General features: G+C 38.4%; 14 protein-coding genes and 1 other RNA gene. 9 read left to right on the forward strand and 6 right to left on the reverse strand.

The genetic code is table 11. The features are described 5' to 3' along the window. From O0V13_RS20910 to O0V13_RS20925, 4 genes are all read right to left on the reverse strand, one after another. On the reverse strand, positions 1–6,081 hold a 6,081-nt coding region (locus O0V13_RS20910), incomplete at its 3' end, for a Calx-beta domain-containing protein (protein WP_268036967.1). Between the two features lie 77 nt (positions 6,082–6,158). Beyond that, complete coding sequence (locus O0V13_RS20915; protein ID WP_268036968.1) at positions 6,159–6,704, reverse strand: phage tail protein; 546 nt, start codon at positions 6,702–6,704, stop codon at positions 6,159–6,161. A 189-nt stretch (positions 6,705–6,893) separates the two neighbouring features. Then, positions 6,894–7,628: a hypothetical protein gene (locus O0V13_RS20920; RefSeq protein WP_268036969.1), complete on the reverse strand. Its 735-nt coding sequence runs from the start codon at positions 7,626–7,628 to the stop codon at positions 6,894–6,896. Positions 7,629–7,807: 179 nt separating this feature from the next. Then, positions 7,808–8,713 carry a methionyl-tRNA formyltransferase gene (locus tag O0V13_RS20925; protein WP_268036970.1) on the reverse strand — a complete coding sequence of 302 codons (906 nt, stop codon included), beginning with the start codon at positions 8,711–8,713 and terminating at the stop codon, positions 7,808–7,810. A gap of 95 nt (positions 8,714–8,808) precedes the next feature. Between O0V13_RS20925 and O0V13_RS20930 the strand changes: the two genes are divergently transcribed. Then, positions 8,809–9,273, forward strand: coding sequence for a hypothetical protein (locus O0V13_RS20930; RefSeq protein WP_268036971.1), 465 nt, complete (start codon positions 8,809–8,811; stop codon positions 9,271–9,273). Here O0V13_RS20930 and O0V13_RS20935 read toward each other — a convergent pair. Further along, a complete protein-coding gene (locus tag O0V13_RS20935) occupies positions 9,263–9,856 on the reverse strand; it encodes an aspartyl/asparaginyl beta-hydroxylase domain-containing protein (protein WP_268036972.1) in 594 nt (197 codons plus the stop codon). The two genes, O0V13_RS20930 and O0V13_RS20935, sit on opposite strands and share 11 nt — an antisense overlap. A gap of 142 nt (positions 9,857–9,998) precedes the next feature. On the opposite strand from O0V13_RS20935, the gene O0V13_RS20940 reads away from it, so the two are divergent. Beyond that, a complete protein-coding gene (locus tag O0V13_RS20940) occupies positions 9,999–10,280 on the forward strand; it encodes a hypothetical protein (protein ID WP_268036973.1) in 282 nt (93 codons plus the stop codon). Here O0V13_RS20940 and O0V13_RS20945 read toward each other — a convergent pair. After that, on the reverse strand, positions 10,255–10,797 hold the full coding sequence (locus O0V13_RS20945) for a hypothetical protein (RefSeq protein WP_268036974.1): 543 nt from the start codon (positions 10,795–10,797) through the stop codon (positions 10,255–10,257). The genes O0V13_RS20940 and O0V13_RS20945 overlap by 26 nt on opposite strands. A gap of 118 nt (positions 10,798–10,915) precedes the next feature. Between O0V13_RS20945 and O0V13_RS20950 the strand changes: the two genes are divergently transcribed. The 7 genes from O0V13_RS20950 to O0V13_RS20980 all read left to right on the forward strand — a co-directional run bounded on the left by O0V13_RS20950 (position 10,916) and on the right by O0V13_RS20980 (position 15,387). Then, a complete protein-coding gene (locus tag O0V13_RS20950) occupies positions 10,916–11,512 on the forward strand; it encodes a hypothetical protein (protein WP_268036975.1) in 597 nt (198 codons plus the stop codon). A gap of 28 nt (positions 11,513–11,540) precedes the next feature. Beyond that, a complete protein-coding gene (locus tag O0V13_RS20955; protein WP_268036976.1) occupies positions 11,541–11,972 on the forward strand; it encodes a VOC family protein in 432 nt (143 codons plus the stop codon). A 114-nt stretch (positions 11,973–12,086) separates the two neighbouring features. Continuing rightward, positions 12,087–12,173, forward strand: an RNA gene (gene ffs, locus O0V13_RS20960) — signal recognition particle sRNA small type. 129 nt (positions 12,174–12,302) lie between these two features. Continuing rightward, positions 12,303–12,962, forward strand: a complete 660-nt coding sequence (gene fsa, locus O0V13_RS20965) for a fructose-6-phosphate aldolase (RefSeq protein WP_268036977.1) — start codon at positions 12,303–12,305, stop codon at positions 12,960–12,962. Between the two features lie 50 nt (positions 12,963–13,012). Continuing rightward, positions 13,013–13,216: a fructose-6-phosphate aldolase gene (locus tag O0V13_RS20970; RefSeq protein WP_268036978.1), complete on the forward strand. Its 204-nt coding sequence runs from the start codon at positions 13,013–13,015 to the stop codon at positions 13,214–13,216. 2 nt (positions 13,217–13,218) lie between these two features. Beyond that, on the forward strand, positions 13,219–13,929 hold the full coding sequence (locus O0V13_RS20975) for a cell division ATP-binding protein FtsE (RefSeq protein WP_268036979.1): 711 nt from the start codon (positions 13,219–13,221) through the stop codon (positions 13,927–13,929). A 66-nt stretch (positions 13,930–13,995) separates the two neighbouring features. Next, positions 13,996–15,387, forward strand: coding sequence for a S41 family peptidase (locus O0V13_RS20980; RefSeq protein ID WP_268036980.1), 1,392 nt, complete (start codon positions 13,996–13,998; stop codon positions 15,385–15,387). Positions 15,388–15,432 lie beyond the last annotated feature (45 nt).

Below are 15,432 nucleotides of genomic sequence, written 5' to 3' on the forward strand. Positions count from 1 at the left end.
TAATCCTGCAACTTGATAGCTGAATACAGGATCTGCATCACCGTATACTTTGCTTTGACCTGCATCGGCTGTAATATCCAAAATTGCTTTGGTGATCTCAAAATCTGCCGAAGTGAAGTTGATTGCATAATTTGGACCTGCATTTAGTGTGCCTATAGTAATCGCATAGGTTCCCACATCTTCCCCGGCTGCTCTTCCAAGCGATCCGGTTAAGATTGTTTCATCATCCATACCTTCAAAACCAGTAGCAGTAAAAGTGAATGAAGGATCTGGATCACCATACACTTTAGATTGTCCGGCATCTGCAACTATATTCAAGACTTTAGGAACCACTACCACAGTAACTGCCACATTCACTTGGGCATCATTACCATTGACATCTGTTACTGTATAAGTGATGTTATTCAGCCCCTCATCATTTCTATCAAAAGTAGTTTTGCTTAATACCTGAGAAAGAATACTACAATTATCATAGGACCCTTCATCAACCATTCCTACAGTTAAATCGACTGTTCCAAATGCTTCAACATTCAAAGTAATGGATGGTTTAGCCAAAATTGTGGGATTTATGACATCCTGAACAAATACTTTACTAACAGCAAAATCTGAATTTCCTGCTTCATCGGTAGCAGTTATGGTGACAGGGTTATTTCCAACATTGGAACAATCAAAGATTGCTTTATCCAGACTTAACACAATATTACCTGGTGCTGAATAATCATCTGAAATTGCGACTGCTAAAAAGTCAGATGGTGATAAACTTGGAGTCATTCCATTGTTATCTAATTGAACTCCAATGCCTCCAATTACAATTGGTACTGGAGCTTGATTATCAAAGGTTACTGATAAACCAGTTGATGGTGGACTGTCATTGTTGGCAAGATCTGTAGCTTTTGCAGTGATAGAGTGAATTCCTGTAGAAACATTAACAACAGCTGTAAAGCTCCAATTACCAGATCCATCAACCACCGTTGTACCCAATACACCATCTAGATCACTTATAACTGTGACTGTGCTATTTGCAAGGGCTGTGCCTGTGAAAGTCGGAGTTAAATCATTGGTAATATTATCCGAATCACTGATTCCTGAATCACTGCTTGCAGCTAAATCTGGAGTGCTTGGAGCATCTACATCATCATTCAAAATAGTGACGACAGCCCCATCTGTAATATCAATCGATCCAGGGGAAACAATAGAAGGTACCAGACCACTCATGGATATCAGTACTGTTTCATTCGCTTCAACAAGTGCATCTGAAGTAGGAGTCAATGTAAATGCTTGAGTTTCACCAGCTGTTCCAGCAAAGATTAGACTGGTCAAAACAGAAGTATAATCAACGCCAGCTATGGCAGTTCCATCCAATGAACTGACATTCACAGTAAATCCACCTACAACTGCATTATCCAGGCTTGCGGTAATAGTAATTGCTCCATCATCTTCATTTCCGCTTACATCGGCAATGGTCACAATGGCAAAATCATCATTTATTATCGTTAAGGTCGCAGCATCTATGATGTCTACATTTAATGTTGTACCTGCAAGGTTACTCATAGAAATGGACACCGTCTCGTCTAACTCCACTTTGGAATCAGCACCTAGTGTAATGTTAAAAGTCTTCGACTCTCCTGCCGTACCAGCAAAAGCAAGTGTCTGAGATATCACAGCTATATAATCTGCATCTGCGGTAGTGGCTGTTCCATCAGCAGTGCTTACATCCACATCAAATCCTCCATCTACTGCATTATCTAAAATAACTGTAATAACTGCTGTCCCACTATTTTCATCAACAGCTACATCTTCAATAGTGACTGTGGCTTGATCATCGTTGGTAATTGTACCAATACCGGTATCATCTGAGAGGATAACATTTGTACCTGTCGGGTTGGAAAGTGTGAGCGTTAGAGTCTCATCAAGTTCTACAGTCTCATCCCCCACAATACTTATATCAACCGCCTTACTGGTTTCACCTTCTGCAAAATTTAGGGTACCTGAAGCAGCTGAATAATCTGATCCAGCTTTAGCTGTGCCATCAGAAGTAGCATAATCAACTGTGGCTCCTCCTGCAGGAGCTGGATTATCTAAACTTACAGTAAATGTGAGGGTGGTACTTCCCGAATTTCCTTCTGCCACAGATGGATCATCCACCGAAACAAGTACCTCAGGGTCTTCGGTACTCAATGCAATTCCCCAAACTGTGCCTGAGGAAGCTGATGGTATTATTTCCGCATCACTAGTTCCGTCCAAATTTGCTATTCGGATTCCTGATCCTCCATAATATACTTTACCTGCTTCCAAATCAAGATCCAAACCTTGTGGTGTTCCAGTTGTAGATAGACTTTCAATATTTGATCCATTTAAATCGGCTCTTCTTAATTGAGAACGATCCGTAAAATACATTTTACTATTTAAGGCATCAACATGCACAGCCCAAGGTTGATTTAACCCACTAATCACATCTTCTATATTCGATCCATCTAAATTTGATCTTGAAAACACATCACTATTATACTTACCCCAATATAATTTACCGTTGAAATTGTCAACAAACACCCCAGAAGGATTATTAGATGTTGTAAGTACATCTTCCACATTGGTCCCATCTAAATTGGCTCTTCTTATTTTATCCAAATAAAATTGCGACCAGTATATTTTGTTATTGGCAAGATCTAATGCAATTCCAGAAGCTTGTGCTCCAGAAATTATAGTTTCTACATTGGATCCATCTAGGTCTGCTTTGAATATATTACCACCATTTAAATGGAAATATATTTTTTGATTAATGTTATCAATATGAACCCCTGTATAGCTTCCAGTTAGCACTGTTTGAATATCAGACCCATCTAATTTGGCAGATTGAATGCTAGAATTATTCGCCCAATAGATTCTACTAGCCTTTTTGTAATCATCATTAAAGATTAATCCCGTTCCCGTAGCATCCTCAAGGACGACTCCCGTCCCAGTAGGGTTAGAAAGGGTTAAAGTAAATGTTTCACTTCCTTCTAGTTCAGTATCTCCGTTGATAGAAACATCAATCGTCTTACTGGTTTCTCCAACAGCAAAATTAAGTGTGCCAGAGGCAGCTATGTAATCCGTTCCTGCAGTAGCTGTTCCACCAGAAGTAGCAAAATCAACAGTTACTCCGCCTGCTGGAGCTGGATTATCTAATGACACTGTAAACTGTAAAGTTGAGGTACCAGCATCTCCTTCTGCTACCGAGACATCATTGGTAGAAATCGAGATCAGTGGATCTACATCAATATTGATGGATCCAAAATCCGCAAATCCTCCCCCTGTACCAGTATTCCCAAAGTCACTCGCAGTTAAAGAAATGGTAAAAGCATTATTCCCTACTAAACCTGGCCCAACAATCAATTTCAAATTGTTAGGATTATTTAAGTATGTCTCTATATCCTGAGCTGTACCAATTAAAACAAGTCCTTCTGGCAATCTTTGAGTAATCACGCCGCCACTGCTACCTTCAGAAGAAATTACCCCACTCATCGTTAGATCTTTTAATGTTAAACTAACTTGAGCTGAACCCGCATCTACATCTCCGAAAGTAGCCGCAGAAAGATCTATATTACTTTGAACTCCCGCAATAACAGAAATATCTGTAGGCAAGCCGATAAAAAATGGTGGATCATTAACTGCCTCAATATTTATGGATACTGTCCCAAGGAGCACATCAGTTCCCCCGCCTGTTCCTGTGTTTCCATTGTCATTGGCATACAATGAAATCTGGTCAGCTCCTACTCCATTTATATTTTCCTCCGGGAAATAATGTACAAACAAACTTCCATTCAATATACCTTCAAAAAACTTAGTAGGGGTTCCTTCCAGCGTTAGGCGATTGGTTCCATCTCCAGAGACTGATATACCCAATGGGATCAGCGTACCCTCAAAATGCCCTGCTGTTGCCTCAAAAATGATGGTTCTAGTTCCTCCAAGAGTCGCATCAATATCAATGATATTTGCTATTTGAAGAGGAGTGGCAACTTCTAAAGTCCCATCTTCCTGCATCGTTAAGGAAATCGGAAATCCTGTTAAAGTCGGATCATCATTAATTGCTTCAATATCAAAAGTCACCGAAGCAGTATTGGAATCGACAGATCCATCATTCGATACAAATGAAATAGAACCGGTGCCTGCGCCATTTAAGTTCAAATCAGAAACAAAAGTTGCTGCATCTAAGGCGGCATTGATATCTGTTAATGTACCGGAAGCTGTAAAGCTAGCAGAGCCATTACCGGATCCTCCAAAAGTAATTCCTGTTGTGCCCAAAGTCACTGTACCACCTGTTACAGTAAAGGTTAAGGTTTGATCATCTCCATCAATGTCTGCTACCTGAATGTCATCAGGGATATCATAAATAACATCTTCTTGCACTCCAGAAATAGTCGGAGGAGTGACTACGGGTGCATTGTTAATTTTTTTCAGCACGTTATCAGTTGCTGGTAATCCCTCATTATTCGATGCATCCGTCAAGTTAACGGATAGTGTAATTGTTCCTATCCCAAGACCACTTAAATCAATCCCGGTAATTTGGTCTGTTGTTGTCAAAATAGTACCTGAACCAGTTACTGGGGTACCACCTCCAGAACTTGTAAAAGTATACTCATAGGTAGTTCCTATTTCGGCTCCGGCAAAAGTAAAGCTTACTGCGTCATCATTATCCTGGGTGATTGGATCTTGATCTATGTTGACTGTATAACCACTTGGAGCTATATCATCTGCACAAAATTCGAAATTATCGATATTGATATATTGAAATGAACCTCCGATTGAAATCTCGATTTCATCAACTGATTTTACAGAGTTATCTGTTCCACCTTCTGTTTTTAAATCAAAAATATAATACCCACTATTTGAGCTAAAATCCGTAGGAAATCCAGAAGCTTTAGTAACCGAATAGACTTGAGACCCGCCATTTTTCCCTACTACTGTGATACTTCCATCATCAGTTGGTGTGGTTCCATTAGGATTTGATGAAAGATAAACTGCAAACTTTTTGAAATTGAACTCAACTCCTGAACTTATGCTATAAGTTCCTGAACCTGTATTGATCAATACGTTACTGGAACCATTGATACCAATTGGAGGAGTCTCTGTATGAACTTCCATATTCCCTGTGATCGAGAATGTAAATCCACCATAGGAGAATGAGCTACTACCATCCGTCTCATCCTCAAAGTCCTCCACCAGACATGGACTTACATTATGAATTTGGCCGGAAGTAAACGCAGCAGTTCCTGTAACATTTGTATCGCTTTTAATGTCAGTTCCTGCCAATAAATCCAACCGAATAGTACCTTCTCCAGAAATCCCATTTACAGTAACTGTTACACTAGTCCCTGTGCCACTTGAAACAGCGCTTATAGTCCCAGTAGCAGTTCCGGTGGTGGTCAATGTAAAATCGTCTATACTAATGTTGGAGGCATTTTTCGAAAAATCTACCTGATAAGTCACAGAAGTCGCGGTGCTTAAAGGAGATCCTACAAGGTTAATTCCTGTCACTTCAGCAGGATCAGAATCTCCTACAGTAAATGGATCATCATAAGTAATTTCATCCATGATCACATAAAAATCGGCAGCTTCTAAATAGACATAATCAACATCATAGAAATCTGGATTAGAAGAAAATGACTTCAAACCGACTGAATTACTATTGAAATCAATATCCACTGTACTTCCGACCTGTGAGCCACCTTTGAAGGCTTTAATTGTTCCAGATGTAGAACCTAATCCCCGTTCCTGTATCCATAGACTCAAAAACTGAAAGGGAGAATTATCTGCTTTGGAAATTTTCCATGCCACAATCCCAAATTCTATAAAGTTGGCATCATCCAAACCTGGAGTACCATCTTTACCTTCATTAGAATCCACCCCAATACAGTTGGTACATACACCATCTGGCCCTAAAATGACCTCGAATTTCAAATCGCCCTCAACGTGACTTAATCCAGGAAAAGTCTCATTTACTGTATAGGAATTAAAATCAATGGTAGTCTGTGAAAACGAAGGGAAAATAGAGATTAGAAAAAAGATAAAAATCCCTACAAAATATTTAGTAAGTCGTTCCATGGGCTTATTTATTTCAAGAGGATCGATTTTCCTCAATCAAATTTTTCAAATTCAAATAAACGGGGCTTCACCCATCATTAATTTCTAGAAGGGTAGATCCCTACTAAAGCAATGATATAATTGATAGCCATATACGGAGGCCTATTCTCGTGAGAAAGACTCCCTCCTGTTGCAGAAATAGAAGCCGGGTTCATTGGACCAATTCCTGAAGCATCCGGAGTAAAAGATTCTCCATCCACAGTATTACCACGCTCAATTGTTACTTGATGCTTTGCTATTAAATTCCCTGTTGGAGTAGCTGAAGTACCCGCATTTGGGCTTGCATTTAGATTATGAGTATGATTTGGGATCTGAGTGGTATTCAATGTCACATTCTCTGCCCCTCCTCTTTGTCCCAATCTATAATCTGACAATCCTGGACCATTCCGTGGTCCAATTGGAGCTCTACCTCTCAAGTCTGGAAGTGCAAAAGTCGTTCTGCCATCACCTCCATAGGTGGTTCCTAAGATGGAAAATAAAGCATCGTTATGAGAAATTGGCAATAATTGACCATCACAAAACGCCCAACCTCGTGGTGCGAAATTCCCGCCAAACATTATTATTTGGCCTAAAAGTGGTTCCATAATAAAAATTGTTTATGTAAATATTAATTACGTTAAACTTGAATATTCAATCTGATTATCTTCAATCATTCTAGCTACCAAATCCTTTTTGATAAACAGGCAAGTAGACGGAAGCTTGCTGAAATTGATCTTTATGGGATATTCCACGACATAATCAAATCAGGCCGATTAGAAAGAGGACATAAAATTTTAATCACTAATAAAACTTGCTATAGCCGACTCCTTAATTTCAATACTGGAACTATTTTCATCCTTATTGGCATTAATACTCAACAAGATTTGCCTTCCATTCTTATTAGAGTAAGCAAATAGATTATTGACCTTTCTATAAGTACTTTCCGCAAAGAAGAAATCAATCTCTCCGCTGATTGCTATTACTTCTTTAAAATTAAATCCTGAATCACCACCTTCTTGACTATTTAAGAGACAAAAAACCTGACTGCAATTGAAGTCCTTTTTTAAATTAATAGCCTTAGCATCAAGACTTTCCAAAATCTCTTCCAACGTACCTTGTTGACTTTCAAGATCCACTCCTAAAACCCCTATTTTCTGCCCCATTCTCTTTATAATCAAATATTCATTGACAAATTCGGGACGGTCTTTAATTAGAGTATTTACCCAAGGGGTATTTTTATCAATTTTCAATTCCTTTGATAAAATCTCGGTAAACAGCACACCATCCAACTTGACTTTCGTTGAAGTGCGAGAACTCGTGGGATTAGTTGTGAAAACAATCGGTGAACCGAGTTTTTCAATCTTTTTAACAACCCCTTCCTCTTGAAAGGTATTTGCTCCAAAGTGAAGTATATAATCTGACCGGTTGTCATTCGCTAATAAATTAGCACTCCAACCGATCTCTGGAAGTGCGAGGACTCCTAGTCCAAGTCCAATTTTTTCTAAAAATGATCTCCTATGAATGCTCATTCTTTTAAAAATAATCTAATTCAGATTGATAAATTCAGTAAAAAAAACCTTAAAACCCAATTTTATTCTTTTAAATATTACAATTAAAGAATTAAATTTTAAAACTAAAATGCTTTCTATATTATTAAAAAAACAAGGAGTAATATGATAAAACATTTTTAATTAAAAAATATAGCATTTTACTCGAATTTCTCATAAACCCTTACGCCTAAAGCGGCTAGTTTTTGGCCAGAAAGGACAGTTCCTTCCAGCTGTAGTATATTAATTCTCAAATGTTTATTATCACCACAAATCACAAAAATTCCATATTGCGGATCAGAATACACAACCGATCCAGGGGCAAAAATCCCATTAATATTTGCTTCAGCAGGACTGACTTCCAAAATTCGAATGGGACTTCCTCTAAAACTTGAAATTGCTCCTCCATATGCAGGGTTTGAAGCATTGATCAACGCTTCTATTTCATCCGCTGATTGTTTTTTCCAATCTATGGTTAGATCAATATCAGAGGGTCTTTTCAAAGGAGTAAAATTCACCTCTAAAATCTCGGGCACATTACCCTCAAATGTTCGTAACAAGTTGTCAAGTTTTTGACTTGATAATAGAGAGGCTCGAGAGCCTAGTAGACCAAAAGGTTCCCCTGGAAAAATCGGCAACTCTTCTTCCAATAGTAATTCACCAGCATCCCAGTCTTCATTGATTATATGAAATGAAATACTTAGAGATTTTTCCATGTTTTTTATTGTCCAAAATAATGGGGCTGGGCCGGCATACTTTGGCAACTTCCCAAAATGAACATTGAGAACACCTTTTGAAATCTTGGCATAGATTTCTTTAGGTATCTTAGAAGAAAAACCAAAACTTATTCCTAAGTCTGAATTTGCTAACTCATCATCATTTAAAGAAGATTTAACATCCTCCCATGACAATGCCTTGATGTTTCTTTTTTCCAAAAAGCTTAATAAAAAAGGATTCGATCTCTCCCCTTTTAGAAAAGTTACAACCCCCAGAATTTCATGTGATTTTGCCAATTCTGATATTGAAGGAATACTCCAATTGCTTTGGCTAAAAAATAAAAGCTTCATATAATTTTAAGAATCTGTTTGCATGAAATATCCAATGTAGTTTTATAATTTAACCTTACAAAACATTTTTAAGCCTATAAAACACCCCCAAATAAATGACACTAACACAACACATTTTAGATTTTCTCAAACAAATCAACATCCCCGTTAAGGAAACCAAACTTGATCAACCCACTTTTTTACCTGGGATTTTAATAGAAAGAGGCACACTTATTTTAGATCCTGAAAAATTGAAATATCCTGGAGACTTAATCCATGAAGCAGGCCACATTGCCCTAATGAATAATGAGGAGAAAAAGATCATTGCAGGTGATGTGAGTCAACACCGGACTCCCGGGCAAGATGATGAAATGGCAGTCCTAGCTTGGACATTTGCAGCCTCCAAGCATTTGGGGCTTCCTCTAGATATAATTTTCCATGAGGATGGTTACAAAGGCGCCTCTCCTATGTTAATAGATCAATTCGAAACTGGAAATTATATTGGGCTCCCACTTTTGGTTTGGATGGACCTTTGTGACTATGAGTCTTTTCCAAAAATGAAAAAATGGGTCAGAGATTAGTTTCTCCATGCTTATTGATTGTATCCCAAAGCCAACTGTTTAACACCATATCAATCACCAGATGAACCCTCTCTTCTTCACTTTGATTTAAAACCCGATGTGGGTTGGAAAGCTTCAAATACCAACATTCTCCGGAATTCATGTGAACCTTTTTTCCATTTAAGAAAAATAACACTTTTGAGTTAGTTAAAATTGGGATATGAATTCGAACTTCTTTCTCGTCCAAGTCAAAATCTCTATGCTCCTTTATTTCCGAATTTGGCCCCAACCTCATCAATCTCGCCGAGCGCAATTGGGTTTGAAATGACCCCAAAACCTCTTTGAGATAGGAACTCTTTTCAAGAAATGGTGTAGAAATAAATTCATGATCCCCAGGAATCGCCGAAGCCATTAAAATAGGATGTTCTCTTCCCTTTGGCGCAGTGAGAGGAAGAACTGACCAATCCCCTTCATAATTGTGTTTTACAAAATGACCTACCCAATATTCACTTTCTAAAGCCTTCAACTCCGTTTTTAACTTTTCGGGGTCAAAATTAAAAGGAAGCCTTACCGAATCAGGTAAAGCATTATTTCCGTTTTCCATGATTTCATGATTTTGTTCTTACACGAACATTTTTGATCGAAAAACAGCCTATCTCCAACACAAAAACATCGTAAAAAAACCCAATTTCAAACTTTTATTTTGGCATGCGATTAGACAAAACATTTGAATAAACAAATTGACTATGAGCTACATCGCTATACCTATTCCCCAAGAGGGCGGTAAACAAGACATCCAAATAGATGTGACCGTCAATAATCAAAAACAATCCTTGCATTACAAAGTAGAATTGTTCTATTGGGATGAATGCCAAAATCCTCATGGACATCGTGCTGATTGTATTTCAGAATTATTAGCCAAGCACGATCCAAGTTGGACAGTCTATTATATAGGAGCTCCGACGGACGATTTTGTCCCTATTACGTTTATTCAAAAGAAAATCAGTCCTTCCCTCCACTCCCTTTAAACTGGTCCTCTTTGTAAGCAAACAGCACATTGAATGTCGTCAATGAGCCATAACATCTAGTGATATATTGCTGCAAATGAACACGGTCTTCATCATCCAGTTTTGAATGATTGTTGATATTCTGCTCCAAGACCCTAAGCTTCTCCCTTACCATGACTACTTTATGAAAAAAAGTATCCATAGGGATCTCTTTGCTTTGAAGACCTTCGTCACCAGGGTTTAAAACAACAGATCCTCCAATCCACTTTCCACCAAGAGGAATAATTGGAGCTCTTTCGGAAGTTTGAATCAAGGCGTCTTTGATTGCTTTTTCCACATCCTTTTGAGTCAAAATCGGGAAATCAGGTTTTTTCGCCTCTTCAATTTCAAAACCATCATAGTCTCTTCCAAGAGTTTTTATTTCCTCAGAATCATAGAAATAAAGCTTATAATATTTTTCATCCACAGACAAAATCATCCCCACTCCAAACTTGGGATGTCTTAACTTGCTTCCAGGCGCCAAATCACTTGCTGACATATTTTAAAGAGTTTATTGGTAAAAGGTATAAATAAATAAAACCTGATCATTTTTCTCATGGAATCTGTAACATTCTTTTTCTTTAGGCATCAATCAAATAGACTTTAACCGAAAACCCATGAATCCAACTATCAAGAAAACCATCATCCAAGGCACAGCAATATTCTTGGGGTTTACTTTTTTTGGAGCAGGCATGGCCAAGCTTTATTTTGAGCACCAATACTTTGGATGGATTGGTCCGACTTGGTTGATCGAAAGGCTAGAGGAATATCAGTTGGGTTTTTACGGTCAATTCATTGCAGTTTCACAAATTTTCATCGGTTACCTTCTTTTTACCACCCGATATAAACTTATCGGAAGTATCATGATGATCCCATTAATCGGAAACACTCTAATGGTCACAATCTCTATGCAATGGAAAGGAACACCCTTTATCTTGTCCTTTCTTTTAGGATTGAACCTTCTGATTTTATGGCACTATAGAGACTTTTTCAAACCTCTTTTAAATGAATCCTTTGAAGGAAATTTTAAAAGAATCGTAAATAAAAAAACCAACCTGGGTCATCTCGTTTGGCTTTGCGGACTTGTCCTACAATATATATCAATCGCAATTTCTTACCATCAAATTTATTTGGCGATGGGGGTATCCTTTTTGGGACTCCTATTGTCGATTTTTAGCTTTAGGGTTGATAAAAACCAACTCAAAATGAAGTAAATTTCATGAATTACTAAATTTCAAAATCATGAAAATTTTTCCTTATCTCAATTTCGACGGTCAAGCTGAAGAAGCCTTTATTTTCTATCAATCCATATTCGGAGGTGAGTTCGAAGGTGGTATTAACTACTTCAAAGACATCCAAGGAATGGAAATCCCCGAAGATGAACAAGGCCGGGTGATGCATGTAAGCCTACGAATCAATCCACATTATAAAATCATGGCAAGTGATAACATGCCAAGCTTAGGACATAAATTGATTGTTGGCAATAACAATTATGTCTCAATTGATGCAGATACTAAAGAGCAAGGCCATGAGTTCTTCGAAAGACTTTCTGAAGATGGAGTTGTGGAAATGGAATACCAAAAAACCTTTTGGGGTGCATATTTTGCCAGTTTCAAAGATAAGTTTGGAGTGGGCTGGATGATCAAGTACGATTTGAAAGAAGGAGAATCTTAAACCTCCTTCTTTTATAAAAAAAACAAGTTTCTCACTCTCAGAAACATAGTGAAGCATCTGCTAAACTTTCGATCCAAATCTTGTTTTGAGTAATTTTTGCCGTACCTTTGTCGTCTAGCGGCACGACCAGCTCCTGCTGAATCCCCCAGGTCCGGAAGGAAGCAAGGGTAGGCGGTTGTAGCGGTGCGATGCCGCTTCTTTTTTTGCCTTTTTTCAACTTGGGCTTTTTTTCCAGTTCCGTATCCTGATTTATCTTTTAACTTTGTCTGAAACTAATCATTCTCCAAGGATGATTAACTGTTAGCAATTCAAATCAAAAAACCTATTCAGATGAAATTCTTTATTGACACCGCCAATCTTTCCGAAATTCAGGAGGCTTATGACCTTGGTGTTCTTGATGGTGTTACCACCAACCCTTCCCTCATGGCAAAAGAGGGAATTACCGGAGAAGCAAACGTGAGAGCCCATTACAAGGCTATTTGCGATATCGTAGATGACAAAGTTAGTGCTGAGGTGATTGCCACCGATTTTGAAGGCATGATCAAAGAAGGAAAAGAACTTGCCAAAATCGATGATAAAATCGTGGTAAAAATCCCAATGATCAAGGAGGGTGTCAAAGCAATCAAATACTTCCATAGTGAAGGCATCCGTACCAACTGTACTTTAATCTTCTCTTCAGGTCAAGCATTATTGGCAGCTAAGGCTGGAGCTTCTTACGTTTCTCCATTTATCGGTAGATTAGATGACATCTCTTTTGATGGACTGGAACTGATCGAGCAAATCGTTCATATCTACCAAAATTATGGCTATGCTACTGAGGTGTTGGCAGCTTCCGTAAGACATACCATGCACTTGATCAAATGTGCTGAAATCGGAGCTGATGTAGTTACCTGTCCTTTGAAAGTAATCACTGGACTTTTGAAGCATCCATTGACTGATTCTGGTTTAGCACAGTTTTTGGCTGATCATGCCAAAGCAGCAGGAAAATAAATTGTTAAAGGTTGGCTTTTTACAGAGCCAACCTTTTTTCACCCATCCCTATGTATATCATCAAAGTAAAAGGAAAAGCAAAAATCCCTGACTACATCCAAATTAGAGATGAGAATTTCGTGTTGGTCGCTTATTTTAGAGCAGACCGTCCGATGAAAAACATTGAAAAATTCGGATTGGAAGGAAAGGAATCGGAACTCCAGACGTTGATTGATGGTCTTCCTTTTGGAAAATTGCAAAAACTAGAATTATAACTATGGATTTCAGCACTCAACCTGTCCTTCAGGTAGACAATGCCACTATTTTTCAAGGAATCGACCCGGTACTTTCTAATGTCAGTTTCTCAGTGGAGCAGCATGAATTTGTTTTTCTTATTGGGCAAACCGGTAGCGGTAAAAGCTCACTATTGAAAACACTTTATGCTGACTTGGCACTTAAAAGCGGAAAAGTAGATATTGCCGGGTTTGATCTAACCACTATCAAAACCAATGAAATCCCATTTCTCAGGAGAAAATTAGGCATCATATTTCAGGATTTTCAGCTTTTCAATGACAGAACAGTAGCTGAAAATCTAGACTTTGTCATGAAAGCTACGGGCTGGAAAGACAAAGTCAAGATCAAAGAAAGAATGGCTGAAGTCCTGATGCTAGTAGGACTCAACAACGCTTCTTCAAAAATGCCCCATCAACTTTCCGGTGGTGAGCAACAAAGAGTAGTAATCGCCCGCGCACTCTTAAATGAACCTTCAATCTTGCTTGCTGATGAACCAACAGGAAATCTGGATCCAAGTGTAGCAGATGGAATCTTTAAGTTATTCCAAGAAATCAACAAAAAAGGTACAGCAATCCTAATGGCGACTCACAACCATGAACTGCTTAGAAAATACCCCTACAGAGTTTTGAAGTGCGAAGACGGAAAGCTCCTTGATAGCCAAACGCATGACGTATCCTTTGGTTCTAGTTACTAGCAGTCACTGAATTAGCATACAACATGTTTGGATTTTCACCGTTTCAATTAATCTAAATCAACCACAATGAAGCAAACCAAGCATTCACAAATCACCCTCCTCTTCTTTCTTTCGTTTGCAATTTTTTCGTGCGACAAAAAGGATGACCCTACCCCAACCGTTGATCCTTCTTCGAACACTGCTGTGAATAATTGGATACAGGACGTAATGGATCAGGTCTATTACTGGTTGGATGACATGAACACACCGATTGCAGTAGATTCTGATCCTGAAGAATATTTCGAGTCTTTGTTGAATAGACCAACTGACAGATTCTCATATATCACCCCCGATTATCAAGAATTGATTAATTCTCTGAATGGAATTACGCTTGAGGCTGGATATGAATTCACCCTCTACAGGGAAAGCTCTGCAAATGAAAATGTTTTGGCAGAGGTCACTTATATCAAGAAAAACAGCCCAGCTTCTGCAGTTGACTTGAAAAGAGGAGACAGAATCCGTAAGATCAACGATACCCAGATGACTCTGGATAATTACAGAGATCTTCTAGATGAAATTTCTACCACTCACACGATCGATCATTATAGACTAAATGAGGAAACTCTGGTTTTTGAGAATTTGGGCAACTTATCCTTAACTCCCGTTCAGTTGGCAGAAGATCCAAATTACCTTGATTCTATTTACACTGTCAATGGTCAAAAAGTTGGATATCTGATTTACAACTTCTTTGCTCCAGGACCTGGAAGTAGCAGTACACAATACGATGATGAAACTGATGAGATTTTCGCCAAATTCAAGTCCGGAGCTATCGATCATTTGATTTTGGATTTCAGATACAATGGAGGTGGATATGTTTCTTCTGCAGTAAACTTGGCTAGCCTAATCGCGCCTGCTGTTACAACTTCTGATATTTTCTACAAAACCAAATACAACAGCTTCTTGAGTCAATACTCTGATTTTCAGAACGTCCAAACGCCATTCGAATCAAAAACAGAGAATTTGGGAAATATTTTAGAAGGAAATCGTGTCTATATCCTCACTTCTTCCAGAACAGCCTCCGCTTCTGAGTTAATCATCAATGGATTGAAACCTTATATGGATGTATACATCATTGGTGATGTCACATATGGTAAAAATGTAGGCTCCATCCCTTTTGAGGATGAAGAAAATAGTGACAATCCTTACGGTATTCTTCCAATTGTAACACAAAGTTTTAACAGTCTAGATCAATCTGACTACACGAATGGATTTACTCCAGATGTTGAAGCTTTGGAAAGCTCAGAGCTTTTGCTTCCCCTTGGTGACGTAAACGAAATACTTCTTCGAACGGCCATCGAGCAAATTACAGGAGAATCCTCTTCTGGCAGATTCCAAAAACTAGATCGAGAAGACATAGGTAGTACTCTTGACAGGAAAGTCAGAGCCGGAACCATGATAGAAAGCATCAAAATCAATTAAATACTAAGAGGCTGTCTCAAAAGTCTCTGAAGATTAAAGGCTAGT

This window comes from Algoriphagus sp. PAP.12, from assembly GCF_026652115.1.
Taxonomy (GTDB): domain Bacteria; phylum Bacteroidota; class Bacteroidia; order Cytophagales; family Cyclobacteriaceae; genus Algoriphagus.